This is a genomic window from Anabaena sp. UHCC 0204 (assembly GCF_009711975.1).
In the GTDB taxonomy this organism is placed as follows: domain Bacteria; phylum Cyanobacteriota; class Cyanobacteriia; order Cyanobacteriales; family Nostocaceae; genus Dolichospermum.
In genome coordinates this window covers 210,659-231,512 of sequence record NZ_VIKW01000001.1, presented here as the reverse complement: position 1 = coordinate 231,512, position 20,854 = coordinate 210,659, and the positions used below count along the sequence as shown (strand labels likewise).

At 38.1% G+C, this 20,854-nt stretch carries 18 protein-coding genes; 10 read left to right on the top strand and 8 right to left on the bottom strand.

Annotated features, from left to right (window positions below):
• Nucleotides 1–167: 167 nt before the first annotated feature.
• The 4 genes from FJR04_RS01070 (at nt 168) to FJR04_RS01055 (ending at nt 4,049) form a co-directional block, all read left to right on the top strand.
• The gene (locus FJR04_RS01070) at nt 168–932 is read left to right on the top strand and encodes a Tic22 family protein (RefSeq protein WP_168490974.1); all 765 of its coding nucleotides are present in this window, start codon (nt 168–170) and stop codon (nt 930–932) included.
• Nucleotides 933–1,094: 162 nt separating this feature from the next.
• Entirely contained in the window at nt 1,095–2,006 is a 912-nt protein-coding gene (gene prmC / locus FJR04_RS01065; RefSeq protein WP_168491170.1) for a peptide chain release factor N(5)-glutamine methyltransferase, read from the top strand.
• A 247-nt stretch (nt 2,007–2,253) separates the two neighbouring features.
• On the top strand, nt 2,254–3,060 hold the full coding sequence (locus FJR04_RS01060; RefSeq protein ID WP_168490972.1) for an ADP-ribosylglycohydrolase family protein: 807 nt from the start codon (nt 2,254–2,256) through the stop codon (nt 3,058–3,060).
• Nucleotides 3,061–3,233: 173 nt separating this feature from the next.
• On the top strand, nt 3,234–4,049 hold the full coding sequence (locus FJR04_RS01055; protein WP_168490970.1) for a DUF1838 domain-containing protein: 816 nt from the start codon (nt 3,234–3,236) through the stop codon (nt 4,047–4,049).
• 233 nt (nt 4,050–4,282) lie between these two features.
• Here FJR04_RS01055 and FJR04_RS01050 read toward each other — a convergent pair whose 3' ends face one another.
• The 3 genes from FJR04_RS01050 to FJR04_RS01035 form a co-directional block, all read right to left on the bottom strand.
• Nucleotides 4,283–4,651, bottom strand: coding sequence for a pentapeptide repeat-containing protein (locus FJR04_RS01050; protein ID WP_168490969.1), 369 nt, complete (start codon nt 4,649–4,651; stop codon nt 4,283–4,285).
• Nucleotides 4,652–5,185: 534 nt separating this feature from the next.
• Nucleotides 5,186–6,196, bottom strand: coding sequence for an LD-carboxypeptidase (locus FJR04_RS01045; protein WP_168490968.1), 1,011 nt, complete (start codon nt 6,194–6,196; stop codon nt 5,186–5,188).
• Between the two features lie 961 nt (nt 6,197–7,157).
• The gene (locus FJR04_RS01035) at nt 7,158–7,898 is read right to left on the bottom strand and encodes a THxN family PEP-CTERM protein (protein WP_168490966.1); all 741 of its coding nucleotides are present in this window, start codon (nt 7,896–7,898) and stop codon (nt 7,158–7,160) included.
• Nucleotides 7,899–8,211: 313 nt separating this feature from the next.
• On the opposite strand from FJR04_RS01035, the gene FJR04_RS01030 reads away from it, so the two are divergent.
• Nucleotides 8,212–9,405: a Coenzyme F420 hydrogenase/dehydrogenase, beta subunit C-terminal domain gene (locus tag FJR04_RS01030; protein ID WP_168490964.1), complete on the top strand. Its 1,194-nt coding sequence runs from the start codon at nt 8,212–8,214 to the stop codon at nt 9,403–9,405.
• A gap of 54 nt (nt 9,406–9,459) precedes the next feature.
• On the opposite strand, the gene FJR04_RS01025 is transcribed toward FJR04_RS01030, so the two are convergent.
• The gene (locus tag FJR04_RS01025) at nt 9,460–9,837 is read right to left on the bottom strand and encodes a GxxExxY protein (RefSeq protein WP_168490962.1); all 378 of its coding nucleotides are present in this window, start codon (nt 9,835–9,837) and stop codon (nt 9,460–9,462) included.
• 37 nt (nt 9,838–9,874) lie between these two features.
• Complete coding sequence (locus FJR04_RS01020) at nt 9,875–11,107, bottom strand: methionine gamma-lyase family protein (protein ID WP_168490960.1); 1,233 nt, start codon at nt 11,105–11,107, stop codon at nt 9,875–9,877.
• An 86-nt stretch (nt 11,108–11,193) separates the two neighbouring features.
• Here FJR04_RS01020 and FJR04_RS01015 point away from each other — a divergent pair, with 86 nt between their 5' ends.
• The 3 genes from FJR04_RS01015 (at nt 11,194) to FJR04_RS01005 (ending at nt 14,626) form a co-directional block, all read left to right on the top strand.
• Nucleotides 11,194–12,009, top strand: a complete 816-nt coding sequence (locus tag FJR04_RS01015; RefSeq protein ID WP_168490958.1) for an acyl-CoA desaturase — start codon at nt 11,194–11,196, stop codon at nt 12,007–12,009.
• Nucleotides 12,010–12,317: 308 nt separating this feature from the next.
• Nucleotides 12,318–13,379 (top strand): fatty acid desaturase, encoded by a 1,062-nt coding sequence (locus FJR04_RS01010; protein WP_168490956.1) that lies wholly within the window; start codon nt 12,318–12,320, stop codon nt 13,377–13,379.
• Nucleotides 13,380–13,549: 170 nt separating this feature from the next.
• A complete protein-coding gene (locus FJR04_RS01005; RefSeq protein ID WP_168490954.1) occupies nt 13,550–14,626 on the top strand; it encodes a fatty acid desaturase in 1,077 nt (358 codons plus the stop codon).
• Nucleotides 14,627–14,732: 106 nt separating this feature from the next.
• Here FJR04_RS01005 and FJR04_RS01000 read toward each other — a convergent pair whose 3' ends face one another.
• The 3 genes from FJR04_RS01000 to FJR04_RS00990 all read right to left on the bottom strand — a co-directional run bounded on the left by FJR04_RS01000 (nt 14,733) and on the right by FJR04_RS00990 (nt 17,510).
• Entirely contained in the window at nt 14,733–15,728 is a 996-nt protein-coding gene (locus FJR04_RS01000; protein ID WP_174763485.1) for a metal ABC transporter solute-binding protein, Zn/Mn family, read from the bottom strand.
• 68 nt (nt 15,729–15,796) lie between these two features.
• Nucleotides 15,797–16,069 carry a hypothetical protein gene (locus FJR04_RS00995; protein WP_168490952.1) on the bottom strand — a complete coding sequence of 91 codons (273 nt, stop codon included), beginning with the start codon at nt 16,067–16,069 and terminating at the stop codon, nt 15,797–15,799.
• A gap of 103 nt (nt 16,070–16,172) precedes the next feature.
• Entirely contained in the window at nt 16,173–17,510 is a 1,338-nt protein-coding gene (locus FJR04_RS00990; RefSeq protein ID WP_168490950.1) for a Mur ligase family protein, read from the bottom strand.
• 458 nt (nt 17,511–17,968) lie between these two features.
• Between FJR04_RS00990 and FJR04_RS00985 the strand changes: the two genes are divergently transcribed.
• Nucleotides 17,969–18,562 carry a thylakoid membrane photosystem I accumulation factor gene (locus FJR04_RS00985; RefSeq protein WP_168490948.1) on the top strand — a complete coding sequence of 198 codons (594 nt, stop codon included), beginning with the start codon at nt 17,969–17,971 and terminating at the stop codon, nt 18,560–18,562.
• Nucleotides 18,563–18,789: 227 nt separating this feature from the next.
• The gene (locus FJR04_RS00980; RefSeq protein WP_168490946.1) at nt 18,790–20,631 is read left to right on the top strand and encodes a tetratricopeptide repeat protein; all 1,842 of its coding nucleotides are present in this window, start codon (nt 18,790–18,792) and stop codon (nt 20,629–20,631) included.
• Nucleotides 20,632–20,854 lie beyond the last annotated feature (223 nt).

Below are 20,854 nucleotides of genomic sequence, written 5' to 3'. Positions count from 1 at the left end.
ATTGAAAAAACTGCATTTTGACAATTGATAGTTGATCCTAAATAGCTACCATCCGTTTTTCAAAAATTCAATGGATTGCTATATAACTAAAACCAGCTATTAGTCCATAAATCTCACAATTTGTCTAGTTACGGGCATTAATTAAATTAGCGACACGAGGAGTAATTATGAAATTATTAGTACGTTGGGGCGTAACATTAGGTCTTGCAGGAAGTGTAATGTTTGCAGGAATTTCGGGTATGAATAATCTGCAAGCAATAGCTTTACCACAGGAGCAAGTGGTAAAAACTTTACAGGAAGTACCTGTTTTTACCCTGACAAATCCTAAAGGAGAATTTGTAGTTATCTCCAGAAAAAATGAATCTAAGACTATTTCCCAAATAGGCTTTTTTATTAGTAAAAAAGATGCTCAAGGTTTCCTAGATGGGCGGCTGAAAAAAGAAAATCCCCAATTAGCAAGCACTATCCAAGTTAGACCTGTTTCTTTGGCAGATTACTATAAATTAGTAGTAGAAAATAACAAGAAAAAAGATTCTGGGGTAGTTTTTACCTTAGTCCCTGCAAAACAACAGGTTGATTCGGCTAGAACTATTTTGACTTCTGGTGGTAAACCAGGTCAGCAATTTAATGGTATTCCTTTATTTGTGCCGAAATTTAAACAAGGGAATAGCTATTTGACAATTCCCCAAGGAAATGAGCGTTTTATTCCTTTCTATTTTGAAAAAGAACAAGCAGTTGCTCTTTTAGAAGCCTTCAAAAAAGCAAAACCACAAGAAGCTGCAAATACAGAAATTCAGGTAGTAGATTTGTATGGAGTGATTGACACACTCAATAGCAGCAATGATCCCAGCACTAGTAAAATCTTCTTGTTTCCATCACGGGAGTCAATAGACTTTATTCGTTCTCTAGTTCCAAATTCACCAAAAAAATAGTTAATCTTGACTAGCATTCGGTGTAAGTGTAAGGGCGAAGCATTCAGTGTAAGGGCGAAGCATTCGGAAAATAAACTTGGGAAAAAACCGATAATTTATCGCCCGAATGCTTCGCCCCTACGACTCCTTCTTTTTGACTCCTTCTTTTTGACTCCTTCTTCTATGATGTTAAAGCCAAATCATATAGTTTCTGGTTTAGAAATTTGGCAGTGGCGAAATGCGGCAATTCAAGCTGCGATCGCTGCGGATATATCTCCTATTGAGGTAGATTGGCTATTACAAATAATAACTAATTTAGACCGTTTAGCACTGCGTTTAGAATCTTATAAAATAGAAAATTACATCCCCATACAATTGTCTCTTATAGAATTAGAGCAATTGTGGCAAAGGCGATTACATGACCGTTTACCGGTTCAGTATATTGCGGGAATGACATCTTGGCGGAAGTTTCAACTTACAGTTTCCAATGCAGTTTTAATTCCCAGACCAGAAACAGAGATTTTGATTGATTTGGCTGTTGCGGCTGCTAACAGTGAGATGAAAGCAGGACATTGGGCAGATTTGGGAACAGGTAGTGGAGCGATCGCTCTGGGATTAGCAGAAGTATTGACAAATACCACAATTCATGCAGTAGATATTAGTCCAGCCGCATTAGCAGTTGCTCAAACCAATGCTGAAAATTTGGGTTTTGAGGAACGGATTAAATTTTATCAGGGTTCTTGGTGGCAACCCTTAGAATCACTGAAAGGTCAGTTTAGTGGCATGGTATCAAATCCGCCCTATATACCTAGCGATACTGTTTTGACGTTACAACCAGAAGTTGTTAAACATGAACCCCATTTAGCCTTAGATGGTGGTGCAGATGGGTTAGATGATATTCGTTATTTAATTGCAGTTTCCCCTGCTTATTTGCGTCCTGGTGGGGTGTGGTTAATTGAAATGATGGCGGGACAAGCCGATATAGTCAAAGAATTATTGGAAAATAACGGTAATTATTGTCATATTTCTATTCATGCTGATTTAGCCGGGATTGAACGTTTTGCCATTGCGTATAAGAAAAGTGGTAAAACTTAGACACACAAAGACTTTTAAAGGAGTCAGTTGTCAGTTGTCAGTTGTCAGTTGTCAGTTGTCAGTTGTTAAGAAGTTTTCCCTATTCCCTATTCCCTGTTCCCTGTTCCCTGTTCCCTGTCGTCACCGACAACTTTTGCAGTAAACCCTATTTAGTGTCAATTGCAATATAAAGTCAGCGATCGCTTACAGTTGTGCCACACTAGAACACAGTAATAAGCTTGGAAAAACAAATTTAATTTAAATAATTATGCTGGGTGCGATCGCTGGTGATATCATTGGCTCTATCTATAAGTTCCACAATATCAAAACTAAGGATTTTCCTCTGTTTAGTGACGAATGTACTTTCACAGACGACACAGTGCTAACAGTAGCCGTGGCAGAAGTCATTCTCAACGCTGACACATTCCCCGACAATACCAAATATATTGACCAAATTCAATATATCGAAAACTTCAAATTATACTACTCCGAATATCCAGAAGTTGGTTATGGTGATAGATTTCGAGAATGGGCAAAATCAAATAGCACCGAACCCTACAACAGTTGGGGTAACGGTTCATCAATGCGAGTTAGTCCCATAGCATCTGCCTTTGATGACTTAAACACCGTCTTACAAGAAGCTCAAAGCAGTGCAGAAGTTACTCACAACCATCCAGAAGGAATAAAAGGCGCACAAGCTACCGCTACTGCCATCTTTTTGGCGCGTACTGGCTATGATAAACCCACAATCAAATCCTACATTCAAAATTCCTTTGGCTATAACTTAAAGCCTACCTTAGATGAAGTTAGACCAACCTACAACTTTAGCGACTCCTCTCCAGATTCAGTTCCCGAAGCCATTATCGCCTTTTTAGAATCTACAGATTTTGAAGATGCAATTCGTAATGCTATTTCCATTGGTGGTGATAGCGACACCATAGCTTGTATTACAGGCAGTATCGCTGAAGCCTTTTATGGTGGTGTACCCCAAGAAATTGCCGAATGGGCATTATCAAAATTAGATGAACGACTTTGGCGTGTTACTGATAAATTTATGTTGCAGTATTACGCCTAACAACTCAAAGATCAGGAAAAAGCAGATCGAGAATTGACAATTACCTCGTCCTCAAGTGTGAGAATTGAGAAAGAGGAATTTTTCAGCCTTTTTTTCTTTAATAAAGAGGTTTTAAACCTTCAATTATCAATTCTCAATTGTCAATTATTTTTTAGCTATAGGAGTCCCCTAGTATGGTAAGCCAAACCCAATTAGTAGATGTTCAACAATGGATTAAAACTCGTGCTTCCCTAGATTCTCAAGAGTCTAACTTCCTGACTTGGACTGGGAATATTTATAGTTTTATTCCTGGAGAAAAACGACAACTATTATTTAAAATTGTCGGCATGAGTGTTAGTCGTTGTTTTCCTACTGGTGAAGGTAGCTGGGATTTTACTTCTAGAGAACTCACTTATTACCTCAACCCAGAAACAAAGGATATTTTACATAAATGGGAAAACCCTTGGACAAATGAAATAGTTCCAGTCATGCACGTTGCCAATAGTCCTGTTCAAGGTCAATTTAAAGGCAAAATACCTGTGCAGATAGAAGGAGAAAAAACCAATTTTGTATTTGATATCTTTCCTAATTATCCCAACCCTTTAGCAGAAAATCCCGAATTTACTGATTATTGTCCAGGGGAAATCTACCAAGCAGCAGAATTATTTAAAATCTCTGTTCCCACTGCTGATTTAGTTAACTCAGACTTAAATTCAGTCACACAATTAAGTCTATCTTGGGATAGAATTGGTCAATGGTTGCCCTGGATGAAAATGGGTAAACTTCCTGGTTATTTAATCTACAGTGCTATAGGTAATAAAGTCAGCAATTTAACAGAATTACACCCAATTTTACAACAAGAAATCAACACCCGCCTTCCCTTATATAAAGAAGCACCCAAAACATATATGGAAGGAGAAGACATGACATCTTGGCTTTATTTTCAAAAGCATTTTTCCGCCTATTTAGCTGGAGAAACATTCCCCATAACAGCACCAGAAGAAGCTTAGTTATTAAACTCCTCTTCTTCCCTCTTCTTGTTCCTTCTTCTTCTTTCTTCTTCTTTCTTCTCCTGACTCCTGTAGGGGCGTTCGCGAAGCGTGCTGGAAGCATCAGCATTCGGAAAATAAACATGGAAAAAAACCGATAATTTATCGTCCGAATGCTTCGCCCTTACCCTTACACCGAATACTAATGCTTCCAATCCCGTCAGGGCTTCGCCCTTACAACTCCTGACTCCTAATTACAGCTTTTGCATCTTGTGGCTAAGAGGATTAAAATTTCTAGGAAATTTGGTGCTTTCGTCATAATATGCACCATGTAAATTCGCTCCATACAACTTAGTATAGTGCAGCCTAGCGCCTCGAAGATTTGCTTCAGTGAGATTAACACCAGATAAATTCGCTTTAGTCAAATTCGCTTTAGCTAAATTTGCGCTACTCAAATCTGCTCCCCAGAGTTTAGATTTAGCCAAATTAGCTCCACTTAAATCTGCTCCCCACAAATTAATTCCAGGTAAATAAGCATTAATTAGTTTAGCTTTGACTAATTTAGCAGAAACAAAATATCTTTCTCCTGCAACATAACGCCGTTTTAGTTCCTCAGTATCCATATCTTGTTAACCTACTTGAGCAACAAAACCTCTATTTCTAGAATATAGCAGGGGAAAGGTGATTGATGACAGGTGGCAGTTGATAGGGGAAGTAGTATCATTAATTACGACTATATTCATACCGCTTATACTTACATAACTATTTTACACATGAAAAACGCCTGAGTTTTTTCTAACTCAAGCGTTTCCCCGTATAACTTTCTACCAACTCACTATCTTTGTGACATCTGAAACCCGCAACTCAAATAACAGAAAGTATTAGCAGCGCGAGGGAACTTGTAACAAATATAAGATGAAGTGGTATCACTCCTTGCATTCACTAACGATATCTCTTTTAACACCAAATGGCTAGTGTAGAGAGTGACACTTTCTTAACTGACACTAGTTAAAAATGACTCCAAGCAGTTAGTAGCTAACAAAACAGTGCTGAATAGTAAATAGCGCAGTCGTTTAGTATAAAGACGTTAGGGTTGGTAGTGAAGCTATCAATATTAGAGTAGAATTTTAGCCATGATTTTAGGGACAAAGAAGCGGTTAAATGACAGCAGCTTCTAACATCGTGATTCGGCCATAATCAGCATCTATTTCTACTACTACACCGACAGGGATTGTAAATTTGTCTGAAATATGACCAATCATAGAACCGTACCAAGCGGGAATTCCTAATGGTGTGATATGCTGTTTTAATACTTGCATTAATGTAAATGCAGGTTGATCATCAACTTTGCAATTAGTACATTGTCCAAAGATAAAACCCGAAATTTGATTGAGAATACCAGCATTTTTTAGCTGGGTTAGCATTCTGTCAATGCGATAAATATCTTCACCAATATCTTCTACAAATAAAATATTTTTGCGCCATGATGGTAGATAAGATGAACCTAGCATTGCTGACACAACTGATAGATTACCACCTATTAATTTTCCTCTCGCTATTCCAGGGGTAATTACTGCTATTTTTCCCGTGGGTATGGCGGAATTTTCCATGGTGACTAATTCCCCATAAAAAAGGATACGTTTAAGGTAATCAACTGTAAATTGATTCCAAGTTGATGTAGCAACTGCACCATGAAAAGTAATTAATTGACTGCGAGCATTAATAGCTAATAACAAAGAAGTGATATCACTGTAACCCATAATAATCTTTGGATTCCTACTAATCAACGGATAATTAAGTAATGGTAAAATTCGATTACAACCCCAACCGCCACGCATGGCGATAATTGCTTTTACAGATTGGTCAGCAAACATGGTATTAATATCGTGAGCGCGGTCTGTATCTTTTCCAGCTAAATAACCATAACGATCTAAAATATGTGTACCAATTTTGATTTGTAAACCTAATTTTTTTAAGACTTGTTTTGCATCTTCTATATCTTGGGTTTCAATGATACTTGCTGGGGAAACTAAGCCGACAGTATCGCCTATTTTTAATCGTGGTGGTTTAAGGTTAGTAAGGGGATTTTGGGCTATACCTGGAGGGATTTGGGTAGCTATGGTGGTTAATCCCAATGTGGTGAGAAATTGACGACGGTTGATGTGCATGGAAAGTATATGCTGAATAATTACAGGGTAACTCTGGTAAGATTATTTTATTCAGTCTAGAACTTTTCTTTGTAAAATGGCTGAAACTCAATCATAATATCGCATTGAGACAACTTTACATACCGTTATATACCTTTAAATTTTTCTGTTCACCTACTTATTAACTCTGTATTTGAATTAAAATCTATTGTTGGTTGAGTATTGGGTATTGAATTTTGATTTTGTATTGTACATAACATTTTCTTTAGTTGTTCTAAAACCATCAGATTTTGTACAAGTAGATTTATCGTTGCTTCATGCTGCTGAATTTGAGATTGAATCATAAGTAAAATTTCATTTTTTACTTTTTTATTAACTACAGCTTGAACGCATATCCTATTTCCCCTTGTACCTCTTCAGGAAACTTTTTGAGGTCTTCTAGGGAACTTTCTACCCATTGCAGTGGTTTTATTGGTTCTGTTTGCAATTGTCTTAACTTATATCCTATTTATGCTAAAAATAGCATATTTATTGAAATAGCGATCGCTCTTTTTTCATCTAACATCTTCCACAATCATCATGATATTACCACCACCAACAAATTCATTTCTTGGCTAATAGCAAAATTTAGCTAAATCTGAATGAAGATTGATATTTATTCAGTCTGTTAAAACAGACTTTTGCTATGAGACTGAGAATTAATTCTCAGTCGGTTTTGTGGGATAATGGAAAATGTATTTTAACAGCAAAAAACCCCTCGATAAATTAACCGAAGGGTTATTAATAAAGATTTGATAATTTATTTCATGGTTTGCATACCGTTATATAAAACCTACTCAAATCTACTTTGAGCTTTGTTTACTTCCTATTTTCCCACGCAATATATCATCCAAAAACGTTATTAGACCAAGATAACAACAAAATTATACTTTCCGTGACTTTGAAAACATTCTCTTAATTAGCTGTTATCAACACCAGACTATTAAGCGATTACTTTTTTACGTTTGATGGCTTGTCCAGCACCCAAAGCACCCAAAGCCAAAACTGCCACAGCACTACTAGGCTCAGGAACTGATATAGGTGTTACAGATGTAAGTTTTCCATACAGATAAGTACTATTTGTACCACCTTCTTGAGAAATGAAGTCCTGGACTAAATTACCACCAAGAGTATTACTAAAACCTAGTAATTCGAGTGTATAATCTGTACCATCAAGATTGAAAGTGTTTCCTGGGAAAGCATTAGGGAAAGAAATTTTATCAGAACAAGGAGTCGTGCTGGTATAAGGACAATTACTTGCAAGTCCTACGTTGAGTGTTTCATCAATACCTAAATCAAAACCAAATGCTTCAGTAGTAAGAGGGGAGCTAAAATTTAAGTTAACATTCAGTTTTGTTTGACTTGCAGCAGTTCCCGCGAAAAGGGCATTATTGAAATGGCGAAGTGTACCTAGTAAAAAAGTGTCGCCAGGATTAAAAGTTGTAGTACCAACCCCAGTAAATCCTAAACCAGATTTACCATCATTTGTTAGTGGAGTCCCCCAACGAACTTGATTTTCACCAGCTACCGTCTGAGTAACTATACCTGAACCTCCTACTGTATTACTCCAAGTACCAGAAGAACTATTTAAAGTTAAAGCACTGGCTGAGTTTGCAAAAATACCTATTGTTGCTGTGGCAGTAGCAACTAAAGAGATGTTTTTGAGTAAATGTTCAATTATCATCACTTTTATTCTCCGTTTTAGTTGAAATGTGAAAAAATTTAAGCTTAATTATATTATAACTTCACATATCTGTATATTTACTGAATCAATTCATAAAGTTTAGATAAAAGTTTTATGAAGTTTAGATAAAGAAATCAAATAACTAAACTTAATTACCACTGTTCAGATAAGTCAAAAATTACTTCTTCCGCGCTCTTCTTTGCGCCTCTGCGTCTCTGCGTGAAAAAACCTCTTATCCAAATCAAACCACCCACATCACAACCCCTAACGGTAAGGTAATAAAAGCCATATTTAGTAAAAATAAACAAAATAAATGACATCCATAGAATCCCACAAAAAAGCCAAAGCCCTCAAACCCGGAAGCGTGCGCCCCGCCAAAGAACTTTGTAGCGAATGCGGACTATGCGACACCTACTATATCCACTACGTCAAAGAAGCCTGCGCCTTCATTACCCAAAGAATAGACGAACTAGAAACCACCACCCATAAACGCCCCCGTAACCTCGAAGACGAAAACGAACTCTACTTTGGAGTTCATCAAGAAATGATGTCCGCCAGAAAACAACAACCCATAGAAGGCGCACAATGGACAGGAATAGTTAGCAGCATAGCCATAGAAATGCTCAATCGTGGCTTAGTTGAAGGCGTAGTTTGTGTCCAAAACACCAAAGAAGACCGCTTTCAACCCATGCCCATCATCGCCCGTACCCCCGAAGAAATACTAGCGGCAAAAGTAAATAAACCTACCTTATCCCCCAACCTATCCGTATTAGAAGAAATCGAAAAATCAGGAATGAAACGGTTATTAGTGATCGGAGTAGGGTGTCAAATCCAAGCATTACGAGCCGTCGAGAAAAAACTCGGACTAGAAAAACTCTACGTACTCGGAACACCATGCGTAGATAACGTTACCCGCGCTGGGCTGCAAAAATTCCTAGAAACCACCAGCAGATCACCCGAAACAGTAGTCAGTTACGAATTCATGCAAGATTTCCGAGTACATTTTAAACACGAAGACGGATCAGAAGAAACAGTCCCCTTCTTCGGTTTAAAAACCAACGTCCTCAAAGACATCTTTGCCCCATCCTGTATGAGTTGCTTTGATTACGTCAACTCCCTAGCTGATATCGTCGTCGGGTATATGGGCGCACCCTACCAATGGCAATGGATAGTAGTCAGAAATGATACAGGCAAAGAAATGCTCGAACTCGTCAAAGACCAACTCCACACCCAGCCCGTCATGTCCCAAGGAAACCGGAAACCCGCCGTACAGCAAAGCATCCCAGCTTACGATCAAGCAGTTACTTTACCCATGTGGGCGGCGAAATTAATGGGAGTCGTCATAGATAAAATCGGACCCAAAGGACTGGAATATGCGAGATTTTCCATAGATTCCCACTTTGCGAGAAATTACTTGTATGTGAAGCGGAATCATGGGGAGAAGTTGGAAGCTCATGTACCGGAGTTTGCGAAGCGGATAGTGGGACAGTATAAGTTACCGGAATAGGGTCTCACGCAAAGGCGCAAAGACGCAAAGGTAAGAAGCGTCTTTGTCCTGATTTTATAAGTTGTTGGCAATGCGGGATATTCCATCTTTGATGAGGAATGATCCGAAGTTGATGAGTAAGCCAAGGCGTTTATCAGCAAGACGAAGGTAAGTTAGTAGTTGCTTTTTATGCACTGGGTGAACGGTCTCTACAGACTTAAGTTCAATAATAACTTTGTTTTCAACTATTAAATCAGCCCGAAAACCTACCTCTAGATGAACATCTTCATAAACTACAGGTATGGGTTGCTCCGCTTTCACCTGCAATCCTCGCTTTCCTAACTCATATTCTAGAACAGACTGATAAACAGATTCCAACAAACCTGGTCCCAACTTTGTATGAATCTTATACGCAGCATCAACAACCTCCCTTGCAATCTCATTCTCATTCATCTTTTTCCCTTTGCGTCTTTGCGCCTTTGCGTGAGGATTATTCTATATTGATCATCGCCTCAATAGCTGCTTGTAAAGCAATAGATACATGAGTCCAATGAGTCCCCCCTTGGCAATAAACCACATAAGGCTCTCTTAGTGGTCCATCCGCTGATAACTCTAATGTACTACCTTCGATAAATGTCCCTCCAGCCATGACTACTTGGCTTTCGTAGCCGGGCATATCGTCGGGTATGGGGTCGAGATAAGACCCGATGGGTGAATACTGTTGAATGGCTTTACAGAAGGCAATTAGTTTTTTGGCTGAACCGAGTTTGATGGCTTGGATGACATCTCCTCTGGGTGCTAGGGGCGCTGGGTTGACTGGATATCCGAGTTTGTCAAATACGTATCCAGTGAGGTATGTTCCTTTCATGGCTTCCCCTACCATCTGCGGGGCTAAAAATAATCCTTGGAATAACAGGCGGTTTTGGTCGAAGGTTGCTCCCCCTTCGCTACCAATACCGGGGGCTGTGAGGCGACAGGCGGCAGCTTCTACTAGGTCGGCGCGTCCGGCGATGTAACCACCAGCACTCACGACTGTACCTCCCGGATTTTTGATCAATGACCCGGCTATTAAGTCAGCACCAATATGGGTTGGTTCTTGGGTTTCTATGAATTCGCCGTAGCAGTTATCTACGAAGCAAACGGTGTGGGGATTTTGCTGTTTAACTAGATAAACAATTTTTTCTATGTCGGCTATGGATAGGCTTGGCCGCCATGAATATCCGCAGGAACGTTGAATCAATACTAACTTTGTGTTTTCGGTAATGCTAGTGCTTAAGTTTTGCCAATCTATTTTTCCTTGTTCAGTTAGTTCCAATTGGCGGTATTTTATGCCAAAATCAATTAGAGAACCTTGGCCTTGTCCTCTCAAGCCAATCACCTCTTCGAGCGTATCGTAGGGAGAACCGACTACTGCTAACATTTCATTCCCAGGACGAAGTACACCATACAGCGCACAAGCGATCGCATGAGTTCCCGAAACAAACTGCACTCGCACCACCGCAGCTTCAGCACCCATCACTTGGGCAAAAACTTTATCTAAAGTTTCTCGTCCTAAATCATCGTGTCCGTAGCCACTTACGCCTGCAAAATGGTGTGCGCCTACTCGGTGATGACGAAAGGCATCTAATACTCGTTTAAGATTATGCTTGACCTGAGCGTCAATACCAGAAAAAATTTCTAATAGTGCCTGTTCTGCTTCCCGCAGCTGTTCAAAGCTGTTCATCTTTTCCTCATTCAAAAACATAAAATAGATATGCGGATTCTAGGATCGCGCAGACTAGGCTGAACAATTTCTATTCAGGTTACTGCATGACAATTGCTACTTCTAAACCTCACATTAACTGGGTTAATACCCTATTCTTCGTTGCATTGCACGTCGGCGCTCTCTTTGCCTTGATTCCTAGCAATTTTAGCTGGAGGGCAGTTGGTGTTGCTTTATTGCTTTACTGGGTGACTGGAGGTTTAGGTATTACTTTGGGATATCACCGTCTTGTCACTCATCGTAGTTTTCAAACACCCAAATGGTTAGAGTATGTCTTGGTGATTTTTGGGACACTATCTTGTGAAGGTGGTCCAATTGAATGGGTGGGTACACATCGTATTCACCACTTACATTCTGATACTGAATCAGATCCCCATGATTCAAATCAAGGTTTCTGGTGGAGTCACATGGGTTGGATGATTCATTTTGCTCCCGCTCACGATCAAGTTCCTCGCTTCACTAAAGACATTATTGATGACCCAGTTTATCAGTTTTTACAGAAAAATTTCATTTTCTTACAAATTGCCTTGGGCTTAGTTCTCTATTTCATAGGTGGCTGGCCAATGGTGGTTTGGGGAATTTTTGTGCGGATTATTTGGGTTTATCACTGTACCTGGTTGGTAAACAGTGCTACTCATAAATTCGGCTACCGCACTTATGATGCTGGTGACAAATCAACTAATTGTTGGTGGGTTGCTATCCTAGTTTTTGGTGAAGGTTGGCACAATAACCACCATGCTTTTCAATACTCTGCTCGTCATGGTTTGGAATGGTGGGAAATTGATATGACTTGGATGACTATTCAGTTATTACAATTACTAGGCCTAGCTACAAACGTGAAGCTGGCAGAGAAAAAGGCATAATACAGATTTCATGCCCAAAGTCAATAGTTTTCTAGTCAATTTTTTGGCTTGAGACTATTGACTTTTTGTGTGTAACAAAAGCATTTACCTATCCGCTAAGATTATACAGACCTTCTTTTTTGGATGTTGAATGCTTACCTTCTCAACTAAAGCAATTACAAATTTTTAATTGGAAATTTTTAATTGCCAACATCTATCCTAAGTTGTTCTTAGGTTGCTATAATCTCAGAAATTAATGTTACAAAACTTTGCAGCAAGTTACTTTTCTCAGTAACCTTGTGTTGCAGTCTGTTGTTTTTCAGGTATTCATGACTACATCAATTATCAAAAGTCAGGAAATAGCGGTCTCCACAGACCTTGGTAAAGACCAAATAAAACTAAAACATATTATCAAAAGTCTGCCCAAGGAATGTTTTCAGAAAAATAGCCGCAAAGCATGGACAACTGTAATTCTCAGTTCATCTATGGCTGCATTAGGCTATTATTTTATAGCAATTTCCCCTTGGTTTCTTCTACCCATAGCGTGGATTTTTACTGGAACTGCTTTAACAGGTTTTTTTGTTATTGGCCATGATTGCGCTCATCGTTCATTTGCGAAACGTCGTTGGGTAAATGATTTAGTGGGACATTTCTTCATGATGTTCTTAATTTACCCTTTTCATAGCTGGCGCATTAAGCATAATCATCACCATAAACATACCAACAAGCTAGACGAAGATAACGCTTGGCATCCCATTAGAACAGAAGTTTTTGCAAGCTGGTCTAAAAATAGACAATCCGCTTTTGAATTTTTCATGAGTAAACGTCTCTGGTGGGTAGGTTCAATTGGACATTGGGCAGTTGTCCATTTTGATGCCCGCAATTTTCAGAAAAAAGACCAAGCTAGTGTTAAACTTTCTGTGGCTGTAGTCGTTGCTTTTGCGGCTCTTGTTTTCCCAACTTTGATTATTACAACTGGTGTTTGGGGATTTATTAAATTCTGGTTTATTCCCTGGATGGTTTACCATTTCTGGATGAGTACATTCACCATTGTTCACCACACCCTTCCAGATGTTCCTTTTAAAACTGCTGATAAATGGAATGAAGCCTTAGCACAGTTATTTGGAACAATTCATTGTGATTATCCTCGTTGGGTAGAAATTCTTTGCCACGATATTAACGTTCACGTTCCTCATCATATTTCTACTGCTATTCCTTCCTATAATTTGCGGTTGGCTTATAGCAGTATCAAAGAAAATTGGAGTCCTTATCTCCATGATGAATACAAATTCTCTTGGGATTTAATGAAGAAAATAACTAACGAATGTCAACTCTACAAGACTGATATTGGTTATACTACTTTTGACGCATATCGGGCAGAAAAATCATAAAGGATGAAGTAGTAATTATTGCTACTTTCATAACCAATTCTTTTAGTTTGGCAATTAACCACATCTGAAAATGTTAAGGTAAATTGCCAATATCCCCCAGTTTAAATTTTAGAGGTGACTAAATATTACCTCACAGTTAATTTCTAATTTACAATTAACCAACCAATCAAGTGCAATTAGATACCATCCAGTTCAATCAAAACCCTAATTCTAAATCTTCTGAAGGGCAAGAAAAATTACCATTTACTCTTCAGGATTTAAAAGCTGCTATTCCCGCTGAATGTTTTCAGCCTAGTGTGACTAAATCACTGTATTATTTCTTCCGTGATGTTCTCATTGTTGGGCTGCTGTATGCAGTGGCTAATTATCTAGATTCTTGGTATTTTTGGCCAGTTTTCTGGGTAATGCAAGGAACAATGTTTTGGGCTTTGTTTGTAGTTGGTCATGACTGCGGACACCAATCTTTTTCTAAGCATAAATGGTTGAATGATTTGGTTGGTCATATCACCCATACTTTCATTCTCGTGCCTTATCATGGTTGGAGAATTAGCCACAGAACCCACCATAAAAATACAGGCAGCTTGGAGAATGATGAAAGCTGGTATCCTGTCTCTGAATCTGAGTATGATGAGATGCCTTTAGCGCAAAGAATAGGGCGTTTTTATCTATTCTTATTGGCTTATCCAGTATATTTGTTTAAGCGTTCTCCTGGTAAAGAAGGTTCTCACTTTTCACCCAGCAGCCCACTGTTTAAGCCTTCAGAAAAATGGGACATTATCACTAGCACCACACTTTGGATTGGTATGGTGGCTTTGTTAGGTTTATTTACCTATCAATTTGGTTGGATGTCGTTGTTAAAATACTACGCTGCACCGTACATTGTATTTATCATTTGGTTGGATTTGGTGACTTTCCTGCACCACACTGAACCCGGAATTCCCTGGTATCGTGGGGAAGAATGGACTTTCCTTAAAGGTGCAGTTTCTAGCGTTGACCGAGATTATGGGATTTTTAACCACATTCATCATGATATCGGTACTCATGTTGCTCACCACATTTTCCTGAATATGCCTCATTACAATTTGCTAAAAGCAACTGAGGCCATTAAACCAATTATGGGTGAGTATTTCCACGAATCGAAAGAACCAGTTTGGAAGTCTTTATGGAATTCTGCTATTGGTTGTCATTTTGTTCCTGATACTGGTAGTAAGGTTTATTACACTTCTAAAAAGCAAAGTGTGAAGTAATCAGTAGATTAGTGAACTACCTACACTGTACCTGACTGTACGGTGTAGGTTTCCCAATTCATGATGTTTTGAGGATATTTCTCGAGCAAATACCAATAATTCTCAGTCATTTTTTATCCATATTTTGAGAAATTTTCAACTCAAACTTTAAATACGTTCCTCCTAATCCTTCTACAATTATTCTTGTATTAGCAGCCATCATTTTTTGATAGGTTTCTCCGTCACTTCCCTGTTCACCTAGTCCATGAATATATAGTGGTCTTTCAAAAACTTTGACTTTAGCTTTTTTGGCTATAGGTACAAGCAAATTAGAGTTTGTAGTTTTATCTGCAAAGATTGTGGGTACTTGAGCTTTTTGAATATCTCTAGCAAAATTTTTGACTTTTGTATCTGTCAACTTTTCTACACGGTTAACATTTGCTAAACTTCCTGTATAGGGAATATCATAAGCTTTGACATAATAAATCATGGCTTCATGAGATGTAATTAATTTACGGTTTTTCGCAGGAATGCTCGCTAGTCTGACTTTAATCCAATTATTAATTTGGTTGATTTCTTGAGTTAATTTTTCTGTTTTGTTATTATAAATATTTTGATTTTTGGGGACTAGTTTAACTAGGTTACTATTAATTATTTCTACCATTTTAATAGTATTATTAGGATTATGCCAAACATGGGGTTCAGTTATTTGTTGAATTTTGATAGGATTGGTGACTGCACTTTGAGCAACAGCAATTTTGGGTTTAGAGTTTTGAGTAGATTTAATAATTTTTGTCAAACTCGGCTCAAAGTTATAACCATGATATAAAACTAAATTAGCATTTTCAATGGCTTGAATATCTTCTGGTATGGGTTGATAAGTTAAGGGATTCATACCAGAAGGGATTAAACAAGTTAAGTTTATGGTATCTCCAGCAATTTGTTTTGTTAAATCACAAATGATGCTATTAGTTGCTACTACTGAGGGTAAGTTATGATTAATAGTTAAATTTCTGGAATTATATGTTGTCCTGATAGTTTGATTACCACAGCCAAATAAACTTACGACTAAACCCAGAATTGTAGTTTTTAATAAATGTGTAGATAATTTTTTTTCTAACATAATTACTTATATAAATTAATAAAGACACAGCAAATCTGTGTCTCCAAAACATGGATGAGTCTAATTTATTAAATGCTCACCATGGGTAATTTACCTTGTAATTTTTGTAAATTAGTCTGAACACAATTAGCACAACTACAACCAGTTGAGTCTATGGATAAATGTGTGATCTTATTTATTTGTGGTGTCGCTAGATCAAAATTTGCTTGAGTAGATGTCACCACAATCATCTGTGCAGCGGGTGTAGCTTTGAATCTGGAAGCGTGTGCGGGATTAACTAGTAATAGCAGAGATGCTAAAAACACGGGAAAAGCAAGCAAAATCAGTTTGACTATTTTCATGATTCACACATAAACACTGCTGCTGATATAGCATAGCTAATTATTAGTCATTAGTCATTAGTTCGTTAAAAATTGACAATTATCAATTGTCAATTTTTAATGATCAGAGAATTTTTCTACCAGTCAATACTTCTCGTACTTCTAGCATGGCTGAATAGGTGGGGAGAATATGTAAAGTTTCGTTTGCTGGTGTATGTTCTAGAGCAGTGGCGATCGCTTGCCGTAAATCTGACTCTACAATGAGGTTAATGTCACTCTTGATAGATTCTTGACTATAACGCAACCGTAAAGCCATATCATACACGCGATCGCCACTCACAACCAAAGTTCCACCCCGTTCTACTAACTTTTCTGTATCCACATCCCAAATCCATGATACGTCAGTACCATCTGGTGTTCGGTCATTCAACACCAATAAAGTAGTTTTATCGCTACTTTGAGTGACGACACGAATAGTTTCATTTGTTCCTACGGGATTTTTCGATAATAAAATTTTCACCCGTTTACCGTCAATAACTAAGTCTTCCGCACGACCAAAAGCCGCTTGGAAATTGCTAATTGTATCTCTGATACTAATTTCATCAATTCCCAATTCCTTTGCCGCTGTGGCTGCGGCTAGAGTATTATATTTGTTATACAAACCAACAAGAATTTGTGACCATTCCTGACTGACTAAAGCAGGTTGGCTTTTACTAAAACCACAACTAGGACAAGTAAAATCTCCTAAATGGGACAAATAAACGCCTTGATAATCTAAAGAATGCCCACATCGGGGACAATAGATAGAATCAACAGCGTGAGGAATTGCTTCTAAATAATTTTCGGGTTCATGCAAACCAAAAAATAAAACCCGTTGAGGTAACTGTTGACCCAAATATGATAAAGTCGGATCATCAGCATTGGGAATAACTACTGTTGTTTCTGGTAAAGTAGAAATAACCTTTGTCCATCGTTTACTAATACTATCAACTTCCCCATACCTATCCAGTTGGTCACGGAACAGATTTAAACAGAGAATAATCCGAGGTTGCAGCGGTTTTAAAACTTTGGGAACTATATTTTCATCAACTTCCAAAATTGCATAATCTATATTCAGCTTTCCCAGTAGATTAGCATTGTCTATGAAAGCTGTCGCTAAACCATTTTCTAGATTTGCACCTGTAGAATTATGGGCGACACGGAAACCTTTCCGCTCTAAAATGGTACATAACAGCAATGCAGTAGTGGTTTTCCCATTCGTTCCCGCAATGAGAATCACTCCATTTTTTACCTGCTGACTCAACAATTGCAAAATGCGGGGTTCTATGCGTCTTGCAATAGAACCTGGTAAGACACTAGCAGCACCAAGACGAAGTAACCTGACTAAAAAAGTCACGCTTTTTGCTATTGATACTGCAAAACCCAAGCGTAGTCTATCTATAACTCTTATTTTCTTGCCCACAGTGATGATTTAGTAATAACCTGTAATTGCAAATTGAATTTTGCAAGTTTAACTAATTAGTGAACATAACACTAAAAAGACATCTCCAGTCGAGACGTTATAACTGACGAATAATTTTTTCTTTATACAGCAGGAGTCACCGAGTCAGGAGTCACCGAGTAAAACTGGATTTGTGTCTAGGTTTCAATTTAGATTTTCTACCTCATTGATCTGCAAGTTGCTGTAAATATCAGATGTTTTTGAGATATAGTCCCTGTAAGGGTTATCTTAAAAAATAGTGTGCGCGTGTAATTACAGCAGATTGCAGGTAAACAATTTAAGAACAAAGCTATGTACCAGGAGATATTCAACCTAGTTAAGAGTTCCCTATTCCCTGTTCCCTGCTGTATATATCCAACTCAATTAATATCAGTTCAGCACAAACTGAGAACAAATAATAGCTTAGAAGGTTTCTGTTGATGAATAGCATAAAGTGGCTTTTTTTACAAACTCAAATAATTACTAATTGGCGACAGTTAGTGTCTAAATGCCTATTGCTGCTTGTTTGCTTATTCTTTATTAGTATGCAGCCAGCATTGGCAGGTATTAAGGATGACCGATATGATGGTAATATTTTTGTAATATATGCTGGTAATGGTTCTTTAGTTCCTTCTAAAGAGACACTAGCTCAGAATTTAGCCCAACATAAACCAGCGATAGTGACATTTTACGTTGATGATAGTAGGGATTGTAAACAATATGCACCAGTTGTTTCCGAGGTGCAAGCATTCTATGGCCGTGCAGCGGAGGTTATTCCTATCGGCGTTGATACTATTTTAGCTGACAAGACCTATCAACCCACAGAACCAGGATATTACTATTCAGGAAGTGTTCCTCAAGTTGTAGTCTTTGATCAGTCGGGTAAGGTAGTCTTGAATGAAAAAGGTCAAGTTCCTTTTGAGAAAATAGACGATAAGTTGAGAGAAGTATTTGACTTATTACCTCGATCTGAGTCGGTGGAGTTAAAACGACGTTCTCCTAAACAATTTAGTAGTCAGTTAGAAGATCAGTAAATTAAGTAGGTTGGCGTTAAAAATTGTCGTTATCACAAGGGAACAGGGAACAGGGAACAGGGAATAGGGAAATCCCCATAATTAGAATTATGGGGATTTGTATAAGGATATTTTTTTATTTACATAGGTATTTGTTGGGTTTTGCGCCACTCGAACCAAGCTACAAAAAAAATGGCGAAGATATTGCTATACAATAGAAGTTGTTGTGATTTTTTATATTAACTAAAGTGTCAGACTCTCTGCCATTACAAGATCAATATCTTGCTGTAATTGATGAAATTATCGAAACTACCCTCAAGGGTAAGATTAGTTCTGTAGAACAAGTATATCAAATGTTACTCAAAGGCATCACTTCCGGGACTGGGGAAGTGTTTGAGTTAGTTTTGAGCGATCGCTTGAATGCTTTACAATCTCAAGTAGATACAGAAACGGATGAACTGAAAAAAGCTAAAGCCACGCGGAGTTTACGGGCTGTAAAAACGATTCAAACTCAATGGCAACGCTGGCAAGAACAAAATAAAATTACAGAAGCGATCGCTTTATCTATCCGCGAAATTACCACCGCAAATCCAGATGAGCGTTTAACAGCTTTTCTACGGGCTACTGATCCTAATCTCAAGTATCCCTTAAATCTATCTCAACTGCAACAATTAGCCAAATCTTTGCGACAATTTGCGACTGCGAATGAAGATTTTCAACAAATTGCTGATGGGATTAATAGCGGTATTGCTACTTGGCAAAAACTCCAACCAAACTTACTGAATTGGATGTATGAAAAAAAGAATTCTCTAGGATTTGGAGGTGTACCAGGTGAACAAGGACCTTGGGCAAGTTGGGCTAAAGTCGTAAATAGTGAATTCTCTCAAGCATTTTTTCATACTCTGGCAACAGAACAATCAGCAATAGAATTTGTTCAAAAACAGCAGGTAATTAGTCTGAGTAATTGGGTAGAATTAGCAATTGTTTTACAATTTTTGCAACGGGGTTTAATTAATTGGTTCGATCAACAAGCTTATGATATTACCGCTGGTCCAAAGTTATCTATTTCCACATTTTTAACCTTTGCAGTAATTTGGAGTCAATTAGCCAGCGGGTTTGAAAATCAAGCAGTATACAGTAATGGGGCTTCCCAAATAATGCTTCAGATTTTACGAACCTTTGCCCAACGCCCTTATTTTCCTCTTTATGGGGGGATTTTCGCTTCATTTTCTGGAAGTTATTTGCGGGATGCTTTGGATTATTTAGATGCACCTTTGCGTTCAGTGGAAAAGACGCAAGAAAAAGCCCGGATTTTGACCTTGTTGGGTTATTCTCAGCGTAATTTAGGAAAGTATGAGCGATCGCTTAATTTCCATCAACAAGCTGTAGAAATCGCTAGAACTGCCGGAGATAAAACCTGTGAAATTGCCAATCTTAATCACCTGAGTCGTACTTACGTTCAACAAGAAAATTATGGTGAAGCAATTAATTATAGTCAACGGGCATTAATTTTTAGTAGACAAACAGGTGATAAAACTGGAGAAGCCAATGCTTTAGTAAACTTAGGTTATAGCGAAGTTATGCAAGCCAAACAAGCACAAAATAGCAGAACTGAAGTTTATGAATTAGCAATTAATTACCTAGAACAAGGTTTGAAATTGGCAGAAAAGTTAGGTGATTTACAAAGTCAAGCTTTGTGTTTTAGTAGTTTAGGTATTGCTTATTTAATAACTACACAATATGCCACAGCTATTAAATATTTAGAAAATGCTTTTAAAACTGCCCAAATCTCAGGTGATTTGTATCTCCAAGGTAGAAATTTAGCATATTTAGCTGAAGCTAATTATCATATTTCCAATTATGAAAAAGCAATTTATACTGGTAGTTTAGGAATGTATCTTCTAGAACAAATTGCTGCTGATGAATGGCGACAACCCGCAGGTTTATTAACAATAATTAAGGGACAAATTGGTGGAGATAAATTTCAATTATTCCTGCAACAACATCGTCCTAAAATAATTGCTGTTATTGGTGTTGATGGATATGATTATCTTCCCAGTTTATTAATGAAATACCAGGAAGATATTTGATCAGGAGTCGTAGGGGCGTATCCCTAACGGGAGCTGGAAGCATCAGCATTCGGGCGATAAATTATCGGTTTTTTCCAAGTAGGGGCGAAGCATTCGGGCGATAAATATCTGTTTTTTCCAAGTAGGGGCGAAGCATTCGGGCGATAAATATCGGGTTTTTCCCAAGTTTATTTTCCGAATGCTTCGCCCTTACATCGAATGGTTCGTCCTTACAGGAGTACAG